Here is a 19,512-nt window from a genome sequence, read left to right as displayed (position 1 = left end):
CGCGGAACGGCGCTGCTTGTTGTCTCGGGCGCTATCGCAGGGCGGCCGCGATGTTCCCACCGTCGACGGTCGTGACAGCCCCCGTCGTCTTCGCCGCCTTGGCCAGCGAAACGAAGGCCTGTGCGACATCGTCGGCCGTCACTTCGAGGCCGAGCAGGTTGCCGCCCATATAGTCGGCCTCGCTGAGACCACGTGCCTTGGATCGCTGGGCAATCATGTCATCCGTCAGCAGGCCGGTGCGGATGCGGTCGGCGTTCACGGCGTTGGCCCGGATGCCGTCGCCGCCATGGTCGAGCGCATACTGGCGCATCAGGAACAGGGTCGCCGCCTTGGGCAGGCCATAGGGGCCGAAGTCCGGGCCGGGATTCACCGCCTGCTTGGAAGTATTGAACAGCAGGCAGCCGCCCAGCCCCTGGGTGCGCATGATGCGCACGGCGTTCTGCGCCACGCTCTGATGCGCCCAGAAATTGAGTTCGAAGCTTTTACGCAGCACAGCCTCGTCGACGTCGCCGATGCGACCCTGCCAGGCGGCGCCTGCGTTGGAGACGACGATGTCGACGCCGCCGTACGTGGCTGCGACCGTGTCGAACGCGGCGCGCACCGATTTCGGATCGGTCACGTCGCAGGCGATGCCGAAGCCCTTTACCCTGGAGACGTCGCGGTCGAGTACCGCTACTTCCGCTCCCTCGCGCGCGAAGGCGGCCGCCGTTGCCGCACCAATGCCCGAGGCGCCGCCGGTCACGACGACGATGCGCCGCGCCAGCGGCTTCTCGGCCGCGGCGCTGAGCTTGGCCTGTTCCAGCGACCAGTATTCGATGTCGAAGATGTCGGGCTCGGGAATGCACTCGTAGGTGCCCAGCCGCTCGGCGTCGGCGATGACCGCCACCGTCGTCTCGGCGAGATCGGCCGCGATCCTGGCATCCTTCGAACTGTTGCCGATACCGAACAGGCCGACGCCCGGCACGAGTGCCACGCGCGGGATCGGGTCGAGCTCCTTCTTCGCCGTGATCTGCTTGCCGTTGTAGCGCGAGAAGTAGGCGTGATAGTCGGCTGCGAACTTGGTCAGCGCGGCCTTGGCCTCGCTCTTGAAGGTGTCGAGCTTGCCGGCTTCCGGCGCGGGCGCAATGAAGGCCACGTTCTTGGTGCGGATCGCATGGTCGGGCGTCACCGGACCCTGCTGGCTGTAGCGCGCGATCTCCTTGCCGTTCACATAGGCCAGGATCTCGGGCGAGCTGCGGAACTCGAACACGAAGCGCTGCGTGGCTTCGCGGCCGCCATTCTTCGCCGGCAGCGAGAACAGTCCGCGCAGGATCGGCGCGATCTCGGCGGCCGTCGCAGGGCTCGCGGGCAGGGTGGCGCCGGGGAAGATCTTGCGCGTGGCCTTGGCGAGGCGCTGCTCGGCCATGATCACGAGATCGATCATCCGGACATAGGCTTCCTCGGCGGTCGCGCCCATCGAGAAGATGCCGTGCTTCAGCAGGATCAGGCCCTCGACGTCGGGGTTCGCCTTGGCGATCTCGGCGGTCTTCTTGGCCAGCGCGAAGCCCGGCATGACGTAGGGCACCAGCGCCGCGCGCTTGCCGTAGAGGTCGGCGGCCAGCTCGGCGCCGTCGGGCTGGTCGGTCAGCGCCAGCACGGCGTTGGAATGGGTGTGGTCAATGAACTTGTGGGGCAGGAACGCGTGCAGCAGCGTCTCGACCGACGGGTTGGGCGCCTTGCTGTCGAGCAGGTTGGCGCGCTGGACGTTGACCATGTCCTCGTCGCTGAGCGCCTGCAGCCCCTCCAGCTCGCGCAGCGGGGCGAGGCGGACGGCCGGCAGGCCGGGCGCTTCGATCGTGCCCATGTCCCAACCGCTGCCCTTGACGCAGAGCACGTCGAGCGGCTGGCCGGTGACGTCGGCCATGCGCGTCTTCACCGAGGTGTTGCCGCCGCCATGCAGCACCAGCTTCGGCTCGCCGCCCAGCAGGCGCGTCGTGTAGACCCGCAGGGCGAGGTCCTCGCCGATGCCCTTGGCGGCGTGGCTCGCGATGGCTTGCTGGGCGTCGTCGTCGGACCAGAGGTTCTTCATGGCGCTGCCTATTCTCCCGGCTCGATCCCGGCATCCTTGGCGATCTTCACCCAGGTCGCGATCTCCCGCTCCTGGTAGGGCTTGAACTGCGCGGGGTCGCGCGGCTCGACGGTGAAGCCGAGCTTGTCGATCTTCTCGACGACCTCGGGCTTCTTCAGGCTCTTCATGATTTCGCCCGACAGACGGTCGAGCGCCGGTTGCGGCGTCGCCGCCGGTGCGAAGAAGGCGGCCCACGACGAGGCGTTGGCGCCGGTCACGCCCTGCTCCTCGAGCGTCGGCACGTCGGGGAGCTGCGGGTTGCGCTTGGCGCTGCCGATGGCGATGGCGCGGATCGTGCCCGCCTTGATCTGAGCCAGCACGCTGGGCAGCGTCGAATTGGAGATGTCGATGCGACCGCCGACCAGGTCCTGCACCAGCGGCGGCGCGCCGCGATAGGGCACCTGGGTCATCTTGATGCCGGTGCGCGCCATGAACAGTTCGGTCGACAGATGCGAGCCCGAGCCGATGCCGGTTGAGCCGTAGTTCAGCTCGCCGGGCCTGGCCTTGGCGAGCGCGATCAGTTCCTGGATGTTCTTTACCGGCAGGTCGTTGCGCACGACGAAGACATGCTCGAAGGCGCCGGCGCCGGCCAGCGGCGCGAAGTCCTTCACCGCGTCGTAGCCCGGCTCCTTCAACATGAACATGTTGTTGCCGTGCGTCTGGTTGTTGCCGAACGTGATCGTCTGGCCGTCGGGCTTGGCCTTGGCGACGGCACGCGTGCCGATGGCACCGGCGCCGCCCGAAACGTTCTCGACCACGACCTGCTGGCCGAGCGGGCCGGAGATGTCGGCGGCGACGATGCGCGCGATGACGTCGGTGGGACCGCCGGCCGGATAGGCGACGACCATCTTGATCGGGCCGGACGGTTGCCAGGCCGATTGTGCGTTCTGGGCGAAGGCGGGCCCAGAGAAAACAGACTGGGCGAAGGGCGCGGCCAGCAGGCCGGCGCTGAACAGACGACGCTTGATCATGAGATCTGCTTCCTAGGCGTGTGAAATGACGATCTTGCCGAAATGCTTCTGGCTCTTGAGGTGCCGGTAGGCGGCCTGGGCCTCGGCGAACGGGAACACCTTGTCGATGACGGGCTTCAGTCCGTTGGCCTCGATGGCGCGGTTCATCGCCTCGAACATCTGCGTGCTGCCGACATAGAGGCCCTGGACCTTGAGGTTGCGGCGCAGGATCGGCATGGGATCGAGCGTCGCCATGCCCGTCAGCAGCCCGATCACCGCGATCGAACCGCCGAGGCGCGTGGCCATGAAGGAGCGTGGCAGCGTGCCGGCGCCGCCGACCTCGACGGTGATGTCGGCGCCGCGGCCGCCGGTCAGCTTCAACGCTTCCTGGTCCCAGTCCGGCGTCGTCTTGTAGTCGATCACCGCCTCGGCTCCCATCTGCTTCAGCCGTTCGGCCTTGGCGGTGGAACTCGAAGTGCCGATGACGCGGGCGCCGAACATCCGCGCGAACTGCAGTGCGAAGATCGAGACGCCGCCGGTGCCCTGGATCTGCACCACGTCGCCCGCCTTGATATGGCCGATCTCGACCAGCGCGTTCCACGCCGTGACGGCGGCGCAGGGGAGGGTGGCGCCCTCCTCGTAGCTGAGATGCGCCGGCAGCTTCACGACGCCTTCTTCTTCCAGTACCGCGAGTTCGGTCAGCATACCGTCGATCGCGCCGCCCATGGCGGAGGGCATGGCGCTCTCGCTGATGGCGCCGCCGAACCAGCGCTGCATGAAACAGCCCGCGACCCGGTCGCCGACCTTGACCCGGCTGACCCCGGGCCCGACCGCGACGACCTCGCCCGCGCCGTCCGACAGCGGGATCAGGTCGGGCTTCGGCGCCGAGCGTGCATACTGCGCCTCGATGGTGAGCAGGTCGCGGTAGTTCAGCGAGGTCGCCCTGACCCGCACCAGCACCTGCCGCGGTCCCGGCGTCGGATCCGGCCGCTCGGCCAGGGTGAGCGAGTCGATGCCCTTGGGGGCGGGGATGACGTAGCACTTCATTCGTTGGCTCCCGGTTCGGCGCACATCGTAATGTCCCGCACAATGGCGGTGGTGCAGGCGGGGTGCGCCATCGTCACTTGGCGTCGCCCTTCAGTTCGATGATGGTCTTGGCCATGACGGCCTCCTGGTCCCAGGGGAACAGGATCCAGGTGTCCTGGCTCACTTCGGTCACGTAGCTGTCGACCACCGGCCGGCCGGCGGGTTTTGCATAGACCGTGGCGAAATGAGCCTCGGGCAGCATGGCGCGCACGGCGCGGGCGGTGACGCCGGTGTCAACCAGATCGTCGACGATCAGCCAGCCGGCGCCCTTGTCCTGCTCGGCTGAGGTGCCTTTCAGCAGCTCCACCTTGGCGCCGCGTTCCATGCGGTCGTAGGTCGAGCAGCAGACCGTGTCGATCAGGCGAAGATTCAGTTCGCGCGCAATGATGGCGGCCGGAACGAGCCCGCCGCGGGTGATCGCGACCAGGCCCTTGAAGGGTCCGAGGTCGGCCAGCCGCCAGGCCAGGGCCCGCGCGTCGCGATGCAGTTCCGTCCACGAGACGGGGAACATCCTGTTGTAACCAGCACTGCCCGCCATGCGATTTCGTCCCTGGATCCTGTCCGGTTTGGCTTGCCCCTACGGGAGGGCTGCACTAACACCTTCGGCCGAAGCTTAGAAGCGTGCGCCACGGGGATACAGGGCGCGCGGGAGAATATGGTACGAGGACCGCTGAAAAATGGGATTTGAGCTGACGCCCGCTTTCTGGAGCGGTCTGACCCAGATCATTCTGGTCAACATCATCCTGTCGGGCGACAACGCCCTCGTCATCGCGCTCGCCTGCCGGAACCTGGAGAAGAAGCACCAGCGGCCGGCCATCATCATCGGCAGCGGCGGCGCCATCCTGCTGCGAATTCTGTTCGTCCTGATCGTCGACTACCTGTTGTCGATCCCGTTCCTGAAGCTGTGCGGCGGCCTCCTGCTGCTGTGGATCGGCGTCAAGCTGGTCCAGGGCGAGGAAGAGGGCGAGGACGGCGTCAAGGCGGCCAGCTCGCTGGGCTCGGCCATCCGTACCATCATCATCGCCGACGCCGTGATGAGCCTCGACAATGCCATCGCCATCGCCGCTGCCGCCAAGGGCGATACGGTACTGATGGTGTTGGGCCTCATCATCTCGATTCCGCTGATCGTGTTCGGCGCCACGCTGATCATGGCCCTGCTCAACCGCTTCCCGGTCATCGTCATCGCCGGCGGCGCACTGCTGGGCTGGATCGCGGGCGAGGTACTGGCCACCGACCCGGGCTATGCCGCCAAACTCACCGCGATCACGCCGCACGCCAAGACGATCCTCGAGATCGGCTGCGCGGTCCTGGTCGTCGCTGTCGGCTATTTCCTCCAGCATCGGGCGAAGCAGAAGCACCGGGAGCACGATCCGGTCGATCTCGCGGCAACCAAGGGCAAGGAGTAGCGACCATGCACAAGATCAGTGCCATCCTCGTGGCGGTCGACGGTTCGGAGACTTCCGATCGCGCTGTCCAGCACGCGCTCGACATGGTCGCCACCGGCTGCGCGGCCGAGCTGCATCTCCTGAACGTCCAGCCGAGTGTCGGCGGTGCCGTCTCGTCCTTCGTCTCGCGCGAGCAGATCGATTCCTATCATCGCGAAGAAGGCGAGAAGGCCCTCGCTTCGTCGGTGGCACTGGCCGAGAAGGCCTCGGTGACGGCCAAGAAGCATGTCGGCGTCGGCCGTCAGGGCGAGGTCGTCGCCGACTTCGTCCGCAAGCTGAGCGCCGGCCTGGTCGTGATGGGCACGCGCGGCCATACCGGACTCGCCGGCGTGCTGCTGGGCTCGGTCGCGCAGGACGTGATCGCCCACTCCAAGGTGCCGGTCACCCTCGTCAAGTAGCCATTTCGGCCGCGACGGCGTAGAACGCGGGCCCTGCAGGAGGACCGCGTTTGGCCGAGGAGATGTGGCGACACGAGGCGCTGGCGCCCTATGCGACGCTGCCGTGGCAGAGCAAGGGGCGGTATCATCGCGAGGCCGAGTCGCCGAGCCGAAGCCCGTTCCAGCGCGACCGCGACCGCATCATCCATTCGACGGCGTTCCGGCGGCTGAAGCACAAGACCCAGGTCTTCGTGTTCCACGAGGGCGACCATTACCGCACACGCCTCACCCATTCGCTCGAAGTCGCCCAGATCACGCGCACGATCTGCCGCGTGCTGCGCCTCGACGAGGATCTCGGCGAGGCCGTGGCGCTGGCCCACGATCTCGGGCACACGCCGTTCGGCCATGCCGGTGAGGAGGCGCTGCACGGCGTCATGGCCCCCTATGCCGGCTTCGACCACAACGCCCAGACCTTGCGCATCCTCACCAAGCTCGAGGACCGCTATGCCGAGTTCAACGGGCTGAACCTGACCTGGGAAACCCTGGAGGGAGCAGTCAAGCACAACGGCCCGCTGTTGAGGCCGGGCCGGGCGCTAACCGAATTGCCCGCCGCCATCGTCGACTATTGCAAGGACCACGATCTCGAGCTCGATGGCCATGCCGGGCCGGAAGCGCAGGTCGCGGCGCTGAGCGACGACATCGCCTACAACAACCACGACATCGACGACGGGCTGCGGGCCGGTCTGTTCGAGGTCGCCGACCTGCTCGACCTGCCGCTGGTCGGCGAGATGTTCTCGCTGGTGAGTACCAAGTATCCCGGCATCGACCAGACCCGTCTGATCCACGAGGCGGTGCGCCGGGTGATCAACGCCATGGTCGAGGATGTCGTGGCCGAGACGAGGCGCCGGCTCGCAGAAGCTGCGCCGAAGTCGGTGGCCGACATCCGCGCTCACGGCCGCCCCGTCGTGGCTTTTTCCGAGGCGATGGCCGAGACCGAGAAGACCGTGAAGCGCTTCCTCTACACGCGCATGTACGAGCACTGGAAGCTCAACCGGTCGCATTCCAAGGCCCGCCGCGTTGTGGTCGACCTGTTCGAGCTCCTTTTTGCGGAGCCCAACTGTCTGCCCTCGCCGTGGCGCGAGAAGGCCGAGCAGGCCGGCACCCACGCCCGCGCCCGCGTGGTCGCCGACTACATCGCCGGCATGACCGACCGCTTCGCCCTCGACGAGCACCGGCGGCTTTTCGACCTGTATTCGTAAGGCCTGTAGCGCGTACCAATTAGTTTCCGTCGTCTCGACGGGAGCCTCGCGCAGCGAGGCGTAGTGGACAGACCTTTTTTCGTCCCCGAGGCGGCTATTGGCGGAAAAGAGGTTTCTCCACTCCGCGCCTTCGGCGCTCCGGTCGAAACGACGGATGGTTTGTTGAGAGCCCCCTCCCGGATGACAAAAGGCGCGGATTCGGCAATACCCGCCCCATGAATCCCTACCGTCATTTCATCGGCGAGATCGTCGCGGCCCTCCAGTCCCTGCAGGCCGCGGGCGAACTGCCCGAAAAGCTCGATTTTTCCGCCATCACGGCCGAGCCGCCGCGCGATGCCGCGCACGGCGACATCGCGACCAACGCCGCGATGGTCCTGTCCAAGGCGGCAGGCAAGAAGCCGCGCGACATCGCCGAGCCGCTGCTGGCGCGCCTCAAGGCCAATCCCGACGTGGTCGACGGCGCGGTGGCGGGGCCGGGCTTCCTCAACCTCAAGATCGCCGACGGGTTCTGGCGCGGGCGTCTCGCTGACTGCCTGAAGGCCGGGGTCGCCTATGGCGATTCGACGATGGGCGAGGGCGCCAAGGTGAATGTCGAGTATGTCTCGGCCAACCCGACCGGCCCGCTGCATGTGGCCCACGCACGCGGCGCGATCGTCGGCGACGCGCTGGCCAACCTGCTGCACAAGGCGGGCTTCGACGTCACCAAGGAATACTACATCAACGACGCGGGCGCGCAGGTCGACAAGCTCGGCCAGTCGACCTATCTGCGCTACCGCGAGGCGCTCGGCGAGACGATCGACTCGATCCCCGAGGGACTCTACCCCGGCGAATATCTGAAGGAAGTGGGTGCCGCGATTGCCAGGCGCGACGGCGCGCGCTGGATCGGCAAGCCGGAATCCGACTGGCTGCCGGAGATGCGCGCCTTCGCCATCGCCACGCTGATGACGGAGATCAAGACCGACCTCGAGACGCTGGGCGTCCATATCGACGTCTTTTCGTCGGAGCGCGCCCTGGTCGAGAGCGGTGCCGTCGACCGCGCGTTCGAGGAGCTGACGAAGCAGGGCCTCATCTACCAGGGGCGGCTGGAGCCGCCCAAGGGTCAGCTTCCGGACGATTGGGAGGATCGTGAGCAGACGCTCTTCCGGGCCACCCAGTTCGGCGACGAGGTCGACCGTCCGCTCAGGAAGTCGGACGGGAGCTGGACCTACTTCGCCAACGACATCGCCTATCACCACGACAAGTACCGCCGCGGCTTCGCCGACATGATCGACGTGTGGGGTGCCGACCATGGTGGCTACGTCAAGCGCATGAAGGCGGCGGTGAGCGCCATCACCGGCAAGCAGGGCGAGCTCGACGTGAAGCTCTGCCAGCTGGTGCGCGTCATGCGCAACGGCGAGCTGGTGCGTATGTCCAAGCGCGCCGGCACTTTCGTCACCCTGCGCGACCTGCTCGACGAGGTCGGCCCCGACGTCGTGCGCTTCACCATGCTCACGCGCAAGAACGACGCGCCGTTCGACTTCGACCTCGTGAAGGCCACCGAACAGTCACGCGACAACCCGGTCTGGTATGTCCAGTATGGCCATGCGCGGACGCGCTCCGTGATGCGCCAGGCCACGGCCGCGGGCATTGCGGTCGACGGTCTCGCCGGCGCGCCGCTTGACCGCCTCTCCGACACGGGCGAGCTCGCGCTGATCCGCATGATCGCCCAGTGGCCTCGCCAGGTCGAAGCGGCGGCGGTGGCGCACGAGCCCCATCGCATCGCTTTCTATCTCTATGACCTGGCAGCCGCCTTCCACTCCCACTGGAACCGGGGACGGGAGGAGCCGGGCCTGCGTTTCGTGATCGAAGGCGACTCCGATCTCACCCGGGCGCGACTGGCATTGGTACAGGGAATCGGATTTGTGATAGGATCAGGTCTAAAGGTCTTCGGCGTCACACCCGTCGATGAAATGAGATAACAAATGCATGTTCGCCGGTCCCCCTCCGGCGACGGACCAACAATCTACCGGCCCAACGAGTCGGTAGCTGTGCGGCTCGATCCTCCGCCTCGGCCCGTCGCGCATGAACCCGATTCGATACCCCCGCCGCCGCGGGACTCGCTGCTCATGCGGGTCAACCGTCGCCGCGGCCAGATCCTCACGGTGATGGTGTCGGTCGCGGCCGTCGCGAGCTTCGGATCGGTGGTCTGGTGGGCGCACAACCAGGACGTCAAGGCAGGCGGCCGCGGACTGGAACCGCTGGTCGTGCAGGCGCCGACCACGCCGTCACGCGTCAAGCCGGAGAATGCCGGCGGCCTCGTGCCGCCCAATCAGGACAAGGAAGTCTTCAACCGCATCTCGCCGGGTACTGTGCCGACGCAACCCGAGAAGCTGCTGCCCGTCGCCGTGACGCCCAAGCTGCCGCCCAATGGGCTGCCGCTGCCGGCCGCGCCGAAGGAGACAGAGGCGGCGACGAGGACGCCGACGCCGCTGCAGCCAGCCTCTACCGCGGCGGCGCCGGCCGTCACCGAACCGAAGGTGCCCGCCAATCCGCCGAACATGCAGCCGGCGACCAATACGCCGACCACGACCGAGAGCGGTCCCAGCATCGCCAGCCTGATCGAGAACATGTCCGGTCCTACGGGCGGCTGGCGTATCCAGGTCGCCTCCGTGAAGAACGAAGACGTTGCCAAGTCGACCTGGGCGCGGCTGCAGAGCGCGCACGGCGAGCAGCTGTCGAGCCTGCGCATGCAGGCCGTCCGCGTGGATCTCGGCGATCGCGGCGTCTGGTACCGCGTGCAGGCGGGCCCGCTCGACGAGAAGCAGGCTCATTCCGTCTGCGCCTCGCTGAAGGCCCGCAAGGCCGACTGCGTCTCGGTCCCGCCCGCCCGCTAGGATGTGGATTGAGACGACGGAATTCGCAATCAATCCCTTCCCCATTCAGATGGGGAAGTTCCCCGTCAGACGGGGCGATGGGGTCAAGGGCCGAGCAAAGATCGGCCACTCTCTGACCCCTCCGTCGGCTTCGCCGCCACCTCCCCATTTGAATGGGGAGGAAAGTAATTCTGCTTCGCCCAGAAAGAGGATTTGCCGATGAGCCTCCCGCGCGCTCTGATCCTGGGCTGCGCCGGGACCGAACTGTCGGCGGAGGAGCGGGCCTTCTTCCGCGACGCCGATCCGCTGGGCTTCATCCTGTTCGCCCGAAACATCGGCACGGTCGAAAGCACCCGCCGCCTGGTCGACGACCTGCGCTCCTGCGTGGCGCGCGGCGAGGCGCCGGTTCTGATCGATCAGGAAGGCGGACGGGTGGCCCGGCTGCGGCCGCCGCTGTGGCGCAAGGCGCCGCCCGCCCGGCTGCTGGGCGATCTTTATGCCCGCGACCCCGATGCCGGACTCGAGGCGACGAGACTCAATTCCCGGCTGCTGGCAGCGGACGTGGCCGGGATCGGTTGCGACGTCGACTGCCTGCCCGTTCTCGACATCGCCTTTCCCGAGACCCACGCCGTGATCGGCGACCGCGCCTATGCCGACCGGCCCGAACCGGTCGCAGCGCTGGGCCGGGCCGCGGCCGAAGGGTTGATGGCCGAGGGCGTGCTGCCGGTCATCAAGCACATTCCCGGGCATGGCCGGGCCACGGTCGACAGCCACGAGGCGCTACCCAGGGTCACGGCCTCGCGCGCCGAGCTGGAGCGGACGGATTTCGTGCCCTTCAAGCTGCTCTCGGACCTGCCCTGGGCCATGACCGGTCATCTCCTGTTCGAGGCGATCGACCCCAAGGACTGCATCACCGTTTCTGCCGGCTCCGTGCAGAGCGTGATCCGGGCCCATATCGGGTTCGACGGGCTGCTGCTGTCGGACGATCTTTCGATGCAGGCGCTGGGCGGGTCGCTCGGCGAACGGGCGGCCCGGGCTCTTGCTGCCGGCTGCGACATCGCCCTGCACTGCAACGGCCGGATGGCCGAAATGGTCGAGATCGCGGGCCACACCGGTCAGATGACGGAGCGCGCCCATCGACGTTTCCAGGACGGCCGCAGTTTTCTCGCCCGCCATCGGGACCCCGCAGGCGCCCGCGGGCTCGCCGACGCGGCCCGTCGGGTCGCCGAACTCCTCCCGGAATGGGGATAAGGCGCGGCCAAATCCTGTGGCGGCACGCGCGTCCGCTCACTAAACCGGGACAGCATGACCGAACCCGCCAGCCCGCCCCCCGAGGAGGCGTCCGCCGCCGACGGCGCAGCAGCGCCCGTTGAAGCGACGGCTGCCGCGCCCGCGGCGCCGCCGGGCGACGCGTTCGCCGCGACCGGACCCGACGTCATCGCGCCCGGCGAGGGCGAGCTGATCGTCAATCTCGAGGGCTTCGAAGGCCCGCTCGACCTCCTGCTGAACCTCGCACGCGACCAGAAGGTCGACCTGCGCAAGATCTCGATGGTCGCCCTCGTCGACCAGTATCTCGCCCACATCCACCAGGCGCGCCGCATGCGGCTGGAGCTGGCGGCCGATTATCTCGTGATGGCGGCATGGCTCGCCTACCTGAAGTCGCGCCTGCTGCTGCCCGCGCCACCGGCGGGAGAGGAACCGTCGGGCCAGGAAATGGCGGACGCGCTGCAATGGCAGCTGCGCCGCCTCGAGGCGATGCAGGAGGCGGGCGCGCGCCTCATGGCACGCCCGCAGCTCGGCCGGGACATCTTCTCGCGCGGCCAGCCCGAGGGCATCGTCGTCGTGCGCCGCGCCGTGTGGGACGTGAAGCTCTACGACCTGCTGAGCGCCTACGGCTCGCAGGTCAGGCCGAAGGACGCCGACACCTACCAGATCAAGCCGATGGAGTTCTTCTCGGTCGAGGAAGCGGCGGAGCGCCTCGGCCGCATGCTGGGTATCGCCATCGACTGGCAGTCGCTCGAAGCCTTCCTGCCGGCCGGCCTGACCGATCCCGCGCGTCGCCGCTCGGCGATCGCCGCGACCTTCGTGGCCGGCCTCCAGCTCGCCAAGGACGGCCAGATCGAGCTGCGCCAGACCGAGCGCTTCGGTCCCATCCATTTGCGCAAACGTACTGACCAGCAGTGACGGTCCCCGACATGTCAGACACCGAGAACACCACCCCCCAGGTCGAGGACGCCGACGAGCGCGCGCTCGCCCCCGAAGAGGCCGCCGCGACGGATGAGGCCGGCAAGGACGACGAAAAGAAAGAGGATGACGACGTCGAGGACGGCGACGCGGACGACTCCGAGGATGATGATGATTCGGACGACGACGACGACGACGATTCGGACGACGACGAAGATGATGACGAGTCGGATGACGACGACTCGGACGATGAGGACGAAGACGAAGACGAAGACGATTCCGACGACAAAGAGCAGGGCGAGGATGACGGCGGCGCCGAAAAGCCGGCAAAGGATTCTGCCGTAGAAGAGAATTCGTCACCGGACGCGCCCGTCGAGAATGTCCTGGTCGAGACCGTGGCCGCTGAGGCCGTCGCGGTGGCGGCACTGTCCACGGCGGCGGCGGCTGCCGCCCCGGCCGGCGAGGTGACCGACGTCGTGTCGCCCGATCATGCCCAGCATCTGCGGCTGCTCGAGGCGTTGATTTTCGCCGGCACCCAGGCGCTCGGCGAGAAGGAGCTGGTGGAGAGGCTTCCCAACGATGCCGATGTGAAGCGTCTGCTGGCCGATCTCGCGGAGCTGTATGCCGCCCGCGGCGTGAACCTCGTGCAGGTGGCGGGTGGCTATGCCTTCCGTACGGCGCCCGATCTCTCCGAGAAGCTCAAGATCGAGAAGCCGGTGACGCGCAAACTGTCGCGGGCCTCGGTCGAGACGCTGGCCATCATCGCCTACCACCAGCCGGTGACGCGCGCCGAGATCGAGCAGGTTCGCGGCGTCGGCCTCAGCAAGGGCACGCTCGACCTGCTGTTCGAACAGAACTGGATCAAGCCGATGGGTCGCCGTCGGGCGCCCGGCAAGCCGGTGACCTGGGGCACCACGGACTTCTTCCTCGAGCATTTCGGCCTGCCGAACCTGGACGATTTGCCGGGCCATGAGGAATTGAAGGCCGCCGGGCTCTTGGATGCCCGCTCGCAGCCCCCCATATTCAGACCAGACGAGCCCGATCTGCCGCTCGAGCCGACGGAGGACGAGGCCGACGAGCCTCTCGCCGTCGAGGAAAGCCCCGCGGAACCCGGGCGCTGACGCCTCAGAACCACCTTATTCGACAGGTTGCCGGGGCTTCGTGACGGGTGCCATAATCAGCACACGTAATTCGACACGCCGATTGCAATCGATCTTGGGAGCATTGTGAAATGGGAAGCTTCAGCATCTGGCACTGGCTAATCGTGCTGGCCGTCGTGCTGCTGCTGTTCGGCGGTCGCGGCAAGGTCTCGCAGCTCATGGGCGACTTCGGCAAGGGCCTCTCGGCCTTCAAGAAGGGCGTCGGGGGCAGCCAGGAGGAGACACCGCCGCAGGCTCAGCCGGGTACGCAGCCGGGCGACAGCGCCAAGCCGATCTCGGCGCAGGCGACGACGACCCCTCCGAGCGGAACGGTCCACCACCAGGACAGCGCCGCTAAGGTCTAAGAGCGGCCTTGTGAGGGCCTGAACGGCCATGTTCGGTATCGATAGTCCTGAGTTGATGGTCATTGCGGTCGTGGCGCTCGTCGTCATCGGCCCCAAGGAACTGCCCGGCCTGCTGCGCAGCTGGGGCAAGTGGATGGCGCAGATGCGCGGCATGGCCTCGGAATTCCGCGGCCATGTCGATGAGATGGTGCGCCAGGCCGACCTCGACGACGTGAAGAAGCAGCTGACCGCGACGCCCGGCCTCGACCTGCAGGCACTCGACCCGACGCGGGAGATCAAGAGCGCCCTCCAGGAAGGCATGGCCGAAGGCGAGAAGGCGATGGCCGAGGCCAAGGCCCAGCTCGACAATCCCCTCGTGGAACCCGAATCGGCCCCGCAGATCGCGGCCGAAGCCCAGCCTGCGCTCGAAAGCGCCCCGGCAACGCCCGTCGCGGCCACCGAAGCAATGCCGGCGATGGTGCCGGTCGCTGCCGAATCGGCCGTACCCGAAGCTCCGGCGCCGGTTGTTTCAGCCGATGAGAAGCCGGCCAAGGCCGTCGCGGCCGGCTGAGCGCCAACTTGCGCTTTGAATTGCGCCCCAAAGGGCGGCATAACGCGGCTCCCAACGCTGCGAAGTAATCCGTGACCCAGGCATACGACGGACCCGAAGACGACAAGCCGATGCCGCTTCTCGATCACCTGATCGAGCTGCGGAAGCGACTGATCTATGCGCTGATCTGCTTCTTCGCCGTCTTCTTCGTCACGTTCTATTTCGCCAAGCCGATCTTCTCGTTCCTGATCCAGCCGGCGCTGGCCGACGGCTACAAGGTCATCGTCCTCGATATCTTCGAGTTCTTCTTCGTCACGGTGAAGCTGTCGGCCTTCGTGGCGCTGATCGTGGGCTTCCCGCTGATCGCGGTGCAGATCTGGCTGTTCGTCGCGCCGGGACTGTATCGTCACGAGAGGCGCGCCTTCGTGCCGTTCCTCGTCGCCACGCCGTTCATGTTCTATGCCGGCTGCGCGCTCATGTACTATGTCGTGCTGCCGTACGTGATCAACTTCATGCTGACGCAGTACGCGCCGCCCGACATCGAGAAGACGCTGAGATCGTCCGACTATCTCGAACGCATCCTGCAGCTCGTCTTCGCCTTCGGCTTCGCCTTCGAGGTTCCGGTCCTGCTGACCCTGCTGATCCAGGTCGGCATCGCCACCACCGAGGGGCTGAAGTCCAAGCGCCGCTATGCCGTCGTCGTGGCCTTCGTGATTGCCGCCGTGCTCGCGCCGCCCGACGTGGTGAGCCAGATCGCGCTCGCGATCCCGCTGATGGCCTTCTACGAGATCAGTATCCTGATCGGTGGCGTGATCGAGCGGAAGCGGGCGGCTGAAGAGAAGGCCGCCGAGGAGGCCGAGAAGAAGGCCGAGGAAGCCGAAAAGTCCGACCAGGCGACCGGTAGCTAGACATGCACGACATAAGATTCATCCGGGAGAGCCCCGAGGCGTTCGACGCCGGCCTGAAGAAACGCGGTCTCGCGCCGCTTTCGGCCGAGATCCTGGAGATCGACCGGCGCCGCCGCGCCGCCATCTCCGACAGCGAAGCCATCCAGGCGAAGCGCAAGGCGCTCAGCCAGCAGATCGGCATGGCCAAGCGCAAGGGCGAGAACGCCGACGCGCTGATGGCCGAGGTTGCCAACCTCGAGCAGAGCCTGAAGGACGGCGAGCGCGAGGCGAGTCGCCTCGACGAGGAGCTGCGCATCCGCCTCGAGGTGATCCCGAACCTGCCGTTCGACGAGGTGCCCGAGGGCGCCGACGAGACCGCCAACGTCGAGATTCGCCGTGTCGGCAACCAGCGTAATTTCGGCTTCCCGCCGAAGGATCATGTGGCGCTGGGCGAGGCGACCGGCGAAATGGACTTCGCCGCCGCCGTGAAGATCTCCGGCTCGCGCTTCGTGTTCCTGAAATCGCATCTCGCGCGGCTGGAACGGGCGCTGGCGCAGTTCATGCTCGACCTGCACACGGTCGAGGGCGGCTACACCGAGGTCAATCCGCCGCTGCTCGTGAAGGATACCGCCGTCTACGGCGTCGGCCAGCTGCCGAAGTTCGCCGAGGACATGTTCCACACCGACAACGGCTTCTGGCTGATCCCCACCGCCGAGGTCTCGCTCACCAACCTGGTGAACGACATGGTGCTGGAGGAGAAGGAGTTGCCGCTGCGTTTCACGGCCTTCACGCCCTGCTTCCGCTCCGAGGCGGGGTCGGCCGGCAAGGACACGCGCGGCATGATCCGCCAGCACCAGTTCCCCAAGGTCGAGCTGGTCAGCATCACGACGCCGGAACAGTCGGTCGACGAGCACGAGCGGATGACGGGCTGCGCCGAGGAAGTGCTGAAGCGGCTCGGCCTCGCCTATCGCACGGTCGTGCTGTGCGGCGGCGACATGGGCTTCGGATCGCGCAAGACCTACGACATCGAGGTCTGGTTGCCCGGCCAGAACGCCTATCGCGAGATTTCGAGCTGCTCGAACATGGGCGACTTCCAGGCCCGCCGCATGAATGCGCGCTACCGGCCGAAGGAAGGGCCCAAGGGCAAGGGAGGCGCGACGCGCTTCCTCAATACCCTCAACGGCTCGGCGCTGGCGGTCGGCCGCACCCTGGTTGCCGTGCTGGAGAATTACCAGAACGAGGACGGTTCGGTGACGGTACCGGAGGCGCTGCGCTCCTACATGGGCGGCCTCGAGCTCATTCCCGCGCCCCCTGCGGCGTCTGCGCCGGCGCAGAAATGAAGGTCGCCAACCTCGCCAAGGCACGCATCCTCGTCACCAACGACGACGGTATCCACGCGCCCGGGCTCGAGGCGCTGGTCGAGATCGCGACCCAGCTTTCGAGCGACGTCTGGATCGTGGCGCCCGAGGTCAACCAGAGCGGCGCCGGCCATTCGCTGTCGCTGTCGCGGCCGATCCGCGCGCGCGAGGTGAGCGAGGGCAAGGTCGCGGTCGACGGCACGCCGACCGACTGCGTACTGTTCGCCGTCAAGCACCTGATGAAGGACCGCAAGCCCGACCTCGTCCTGTCGGGCGTCAACCGCGGCACCAACATCGCCGACGACGTGACCTATTCCGGCACCATCGCGGGCGCCATGGAAGGTTGCCTGCTCGGCATCCCCTCGATCGCCTTCAGCCAGGCCTACATGCACGACCATCCGGTGAAGTGGGGCACCGCGACGGCCCACGGCGCCGCCGTGGCGCGCCGGGTGCTGGCGCTCGACTGGCCGCGCAACGTGCTAGTCAATGTCAATTTCCCCGATGTGGTCGCGGGTTCGGTTCGGGGCGTGCGGGTCACGCACACCGGCACGCGCGGCTTCGGCGGCCATATCGTCGAGCGCAAGGATCCGCGCGGCGGCACCTACTACTGGATCGGCTACGCCCCGCAGGAGAGCGAGATCGACGCGGCCAGCGACATCGCCGCCGTCCGCTCGGGCCACATCTCGGTGACCCCGCTGCACCTCGACCTGACGCACGAGAGCATGCGCCGGAAGCTCGTCGCGGAGTTCGAGGCGGCGCCCGTCGAACTCGGCTGAGGGGGCGACGTGAACGTCCCCGCCATGCAGCGGCTGATCGCCGAACTGCGCAACTCGGGCATCACGGACGAAAACGTGCTGGGCGCGATCGCCTCGGTCGACCGCGAGCGCTTCGTGACGCAGACCTTCGCCGAGCGTGCCTGGGAGAATACGGCGCTGCCCATCGCGTTCGGCCAGACGATCAGCCAGCCGCTGGTGGTCGCCGCCATGACCGAAGCGCTGCGGGTCGGTCCGCGCATGAAGGTGCTGGAGATCGGCACCGGCTCCGGTTACCAGGCCGCCGTGCTGGCCAAGCTCGCGCGCCGCGTCTACTCGGTCGAGCGCTTCAAACCGCTCTCCAAGGCCGCCGAGCGATTGCTGCTCGACCTCGGCATCTACAACGTCGTGGTCGACATCAACGACGGCAGCAAGGGATGGCCGGGGCAGGCGCCGTTCGACCGCATCATCGTCACCGCCGCGGCAGAAGAGCGCCCGCAGGCGCTGATCGACCAGCTCGCCGTCGGCGGCATCCTGATCGTGCCGGTGGGCCGCGATCCCACCTCCCAGGTCGTCGAGCGCATCGTCAAGAACGAGAGCGGCCTGCAACGCGACACGCTGATGCCGGTGCGCTTCGTCCCGCTGGTCGCAGGGCCATTGCCGGTATTGGGGTCCGGATAAGCAGCGATCGGGTCAAGGCCCCGGTGACGGTTCTTATCCATTCTGCGCCGTGCGGCCCTCCGCGCTTCGGTCGCTACGCGCCCTGCAACGCTCGGTGCCGCCGGAGGCTCCGCTTTGGCGGAGCGTGCTAATGCGGTACACTTCACACATGAAGAACGCCCCTCGCTTCCCCTCGCGATGGGCCGGCCGCATGCACACGCTGGGTACAATGGCGGTGCTGTCGGTCGCGCTCGGCGCCTGCAATACCGTCATGGGTGCCCGTGAAGGCACCATGGAATATCCCGGATCCGCTGCCGGTCCGAATGCCGTTCCGGTCTATGTCGTTCGGGACAAGGACACGGTCGACGGCCTGTCGCGTCGCTACGGCGTGCCGTCGCAGACCATCATCGATCGCAACAACCTCAAGGCGCCTTATACGATCAAGCCTGGGCAGACGCTCGCCATGCCGGGCGCCCGGTTCGTGCAGGACAGCTACGGGGAGCCGGCCAGCCAGCAGACCGCCGCTGCCAATCCCAATGCACCCTCCTCGGTGAAGCGCGAAGGTCTGGCGCCGCCGCCGGGCTCTTCGCAGGGCGAGGCGCCGCGCTCCGCCGCGCCCGCGGGCGAGCCGACGCCGCTCAGCAAGACTTCGGTTACCGTGCCGGCCACGCCGCCCGTAGCGCGGATGATCTGGCCGGTCCACGGCAAGGTCGTCTCGGGCTATGGCACCTCGGGCGGCCAGAAGAACGACGGCATCGACATCGCCGCCGCCAAGGGCACGCCGGTGAAGGCGGCCGAGGGCGGCAAGGTCGTCTATGCCGGAGGCGAGGTCGCCCGCATGGGTAACCTGCTGCTGATCGACCATGCCGGCGGCTACATCACGGCCTACGGCAACAACGAAGAGCTGCTCGTGAAGAAGGGCGACGTGGTCAAGAAGGGCCAGACCATCGCCAAGGTCGGCAATTCCGGCGGAACGGCCGAGCCTCAGCTCCATTTCGAGGTCCGCCGCTCCGGCAAGACCATCGACCCGAGGACGGTCCTCGGCCCGCAGTGACGGGAAAGGTCATTCGTCCTTACGTCGCTCCCGGACATTGCTGCCCAATGTCCTGACGCTCACGGGCCGAGCTTCGCTCGGCCTATACGATCTTGCCGATCATCTTGTACTCGCCCTTGCGGTCCTCGATTTCGAGGACCCAGAGGTCGGGATCGCGGGCGACCTGGCGGGCGATGTAGGCGTCGGCCTCCGCCTCGGTGACGGGCGCTGGGCCCGTGCCGCGGCTCCACGCCGGCTCGTCGCCGAGCGTGCTGGTCTGGGTGAACACGGTCACGCCGGCCTCGAAGCGGTTGATCTTCAGCAGCACCGTTCCGACATCGGGATCGCCTCGTCGCACGACGGCTGCCGGAATGAACGCGCGGTCGCACAGGCGTATCTGCGCGCTGACCCAAAGTCCTGTCGTGAGCCCCATTACCATGCGGCCTTCATGGCGGGCGCCGCCCGGCCCGTCAAACGCAGGCTTCGCGCTTGCCCCAACCCGGGCTTCGCCCTTGCCCCAACGCGGGCT

At 67.3% G+C, this 19,512-nt stretch carries 20 protein-coding genes; 15 read left to right on the top strand and 5 right to left on the bottom strand.

Features of this window, described 5'->3' with window-relative positions; translation table 11 throughout:
- Nucleotides 1–31: 31 nt before the first annotated feature.
- The 4 genes from ACT6UX_RS15455 to gpt all read right to left on the bottom strand — a co-directional run bounded on the left by ACT6UX_RS15455 (nt 32) and on the right by gpt (nt 4,681).
- Entirely contained in the window at nt 32–2,068 is a 2,037-nt protein-coding gene (locus tag ACT6UX_RS15455) for a bifunctional aldolase/short-chain dehydrogenase (RefSeq protein ID WP_444776043.1), read from the bottom strand.
- An 8-nt stretch (nt 2,069–2,076) separates the two neighbouring features.
- Nucleotides 2,077–3,078 (bottom strand): Bug family tripartite tricarboxylate transporter substrate binding protein, encoded by a 1,002-nt coding sequence (locus tag ACT6UX_RS15450; RefSeq protein WP_444776042.1) that lies wholly within the window; start codon nt 3,076–3,078, stop codon nt 2,077–2,079.
- Between the two features lie 12 nt (nt 3,079–3,090).
- Nucleotides 3,091–4,104: a zinc-dependent alcohol dehydrogenase family protein gene (locus tag ACT6UX_RS15445; protein ID WP_444776041.1), complete on the bottom strand. Its 1,014-nt coding sequence runs from the start codon at nt 4,102–4,104 to the stop codon at nt 3,091–3,093.
- Between the two features lie 73 nt (nt 4,105–4,177).
- Complete coding sequence (gpt, locus tag ACT6UX_RS15440; RefSeq protein WP_422034328.1) at nt 4,178–4,681, bottom strand: xanthine phosphoribosyltransferase; 504 nt, start codon at nt 4,679–4,681, stop codon at nt 4,178–4,180.
- A 139-nt stretch (nt 4,682–4,820) separates the two neighbouring features.
- Here gpt and ACT6UX_RS15435 point away from each other — a divergent pair, with 139 nt between their 5' ends.
- The 15 genes from ACT6UX_RS15435 (at nt 4,821) to ACT6UX_RS15365 (ending at nt 19,004) form a co-directional block, all read left to right on the top strand.
- Nucleotides 4,821–5,549 carry a TerC family protein gene (locus tag ACT6UX_RS15435; RefSeq protein WP_444776040.1) on the top strand — a complete coding sequence of 243 codons (729 nt, stop codon included), beginning with the start codon at nt 4,821–4,823 and terminating at the stop codon, nt 5,547–5,549.
- A gap of 5 nt (nt 5,550–5,554) precedes the next feature.
- Entirely contained in the window at nt 5,555–5,986 is a 432-nt protein-coding gene (locus ACT6UX_RS15430; RefSeq protein ID WP_444776039.1) for a universal stress protein, read from the top strand.
- A 62-nt stretch (nt 5,987–6,048) separates the two neighbouring features.
- Nucleotides 6,049–7,224, top strand: a complete 1,176-nt coding sequence (locus ACT6UX_RS15425; RefSeq protein ID WP_444776062.1) for a deoxyguanosinetriphosphate triphosphohydrolase — start codon at nt 6,049–6,051, stop codon at nt 7,222–7,224.
- A gap of 215 nt (nt 7,225–7,439) precedes the next feature.
- Entirely contained in the window at nt 7,440–9,182 is a 1,743-nt protein-coding gene (gene argS / locus ACT6UX_RS15420; RefSeq protein WP_444776038.1) for an arginine--tRNA ligase, read from the top strand.
- A 147-nt stretch (nt 9,183–9,329) separates the two neighbouring features.
- Complete coding sequence (locus ACT6UX_RS15415) at nt 9,330–10,097, top strand: SPOR domain-containing protein (RefSeq protein WP_444776037.1); 768 nt, start codon at nt 9,330–9,332, stop codon at nt 10,095–10,097.
- Nucleotides 10,098–10,295: 198 nt separating this feature from the next.
- Nucleotides 10,296–11,327: a beta-N-acetylhexosaminidase gene (nagZ, locus tag ACT6UX_RS15410; protein WP_444776036.1), complete on the top strand. Its 1,032-nt coding sequence runs from the start codon at nt 10,296–10,298 to the stop codon at nt 11,325–11,327.
- A gap of 54 nt (nt 11,328–11,381) precedes the next feature.
- Nucleotides 11,382–12,260, top strand: a complete 879-nt coding sequence (locus ACT6UX_RS15405) for a segregation and condensation protein A (RefSeq protein WP_444776035.1) — start codon at nt 11,382–11,384, stop codon at nt 12,258–12,260.
- Between the two features lie 11 nt (nt 12,261–12,271).
- Nucleotides 12,272–13,381, top strand: a complete 1,110-nt coding sequence (scpB, locus tag ACT6UX_RS15400) for an SMC-Scp complex subunit ScpB (protein ID WP_444776034.1) — start codon at nt 12,272–12,274, stop codon at nt 13,379–13,381.
- Between the two features lie 110 nt (nt 13,382–13,491).
- Nucleotides 13,492–13,764, top strand: a complete 273-nt coding sequence (locus tag ACT6UX_RS15395; protein WP_444776033.1) for a twin-arginine translocase TatA/TatE family subunit — start codon at nt 13,492–13,494, stop codon at nt 13,762–13,764.
- 28 nt (nt 13,765–13,792) lie between these two features.
- Entirely contained in the window at nt 13,793–14,314 is a 522-nt protein-coding gene (gene tatB / locus ACT6UX_RS15390; protein ID WP_444776032.1) for a Sec-independent protein translocase protein TatB, read from the top strand.
- Nucleotides 14,315–14,385: 71 nt separating this feature from the next.
- The gene (gene tatC, locus ACT6UX_RS15385) at nt 14,386–15,201 is read left to right on the top strand and encodes a twin-arginine translocase subunit TatC (protein WP_444776031.1); all 816 of its coding nucleotides are present in this window, start codon (nt 14,386–14,388) and stop codon (nt 15,199–15,201) included.
- Between the two features lie 2 nt (nt 15,202–15,203).
- On the top strand, nt 15,204–16,520 hold the full coding sequence (serS, locus tag ACT6UX_RS15380; protein WP_444776030.1) for a serine--tRNA ligase: 1,317 nt from the start codon (nt 15,204–15,206) through the stop codon (nt 16,518–16,520).
- A complete protein-coding gene (gene surE / locus ACT6UX_RS15375) occupies nt 16,517–17,314 on the top strand; it encodes a 5'/3'-nucleotidase SurE (RefSeq protein WP_444776029.1) in 798 nt (265 codons plus the stop codon). Before serS ends, surE begins: the two co-directional genes overlap by 4 nt.
- Before the next feature lie 9 nt (nt 17,315–17,323).
- Nucleotides 17,324–17,971 (top strand): protein-L-isoaspartate(D-aspartate) O-methyltransferase, encoded by a 648-nt coding sequence (locus tag ACT6UX_RS15370; RefSeq protein WP_444776028.1) that lies wholly within the window; start codon nt 17,324–17,326, stop codon nt 17,969–17,971.
- A gap of 148 nt (nt 17,972–18,119) precedes the next feature.
- A complete protein-coding gene (locus ACT6UX_RS15365; protein ID WP_444776027.1) occupies nt 18,120–19,004 on the top strand; it encodes a peptidoglycan DD-metalloendopeptidase family protein in 885 nt (294 codons plus the stop codon).
- A gap of 82 nt (nt 19,005–19,086) precedes the next feature.
- Here ACT6UX_RS15365 and ACT6UX_RS15360 read toward each other — a convergent pair whose 3' ends face one another.
- Nucleotides 19,087–19,422: a DUF1491 family protein gene (locus ACT6UX_RS15360; RefSeq protein WP_444776026.1), complete on the bottom strand. Its 336-nt coding sequence runs from the start codon at nt 19,420–19,422 to the stop codon at nt 19,087–19,089.
- Nucleotides 19,423–19,512 lie beyond the last annotated feature (90 nt).

The sequence above is a fragment of the Reyranella sp. genome (assembly GCF_052439685.1).
Taxonomy (GTDB): domain Bacteria; phylum Pseudomonadota; class Alphaproteobacteria; order Reyranellales; family Reyranellaceae; genus Reyranella.
The sequence above is the reverse complement of the archived record's forward strand: the minus strand, read 5'-3'. Positions and strand labels throughout refer to the sequence as shown.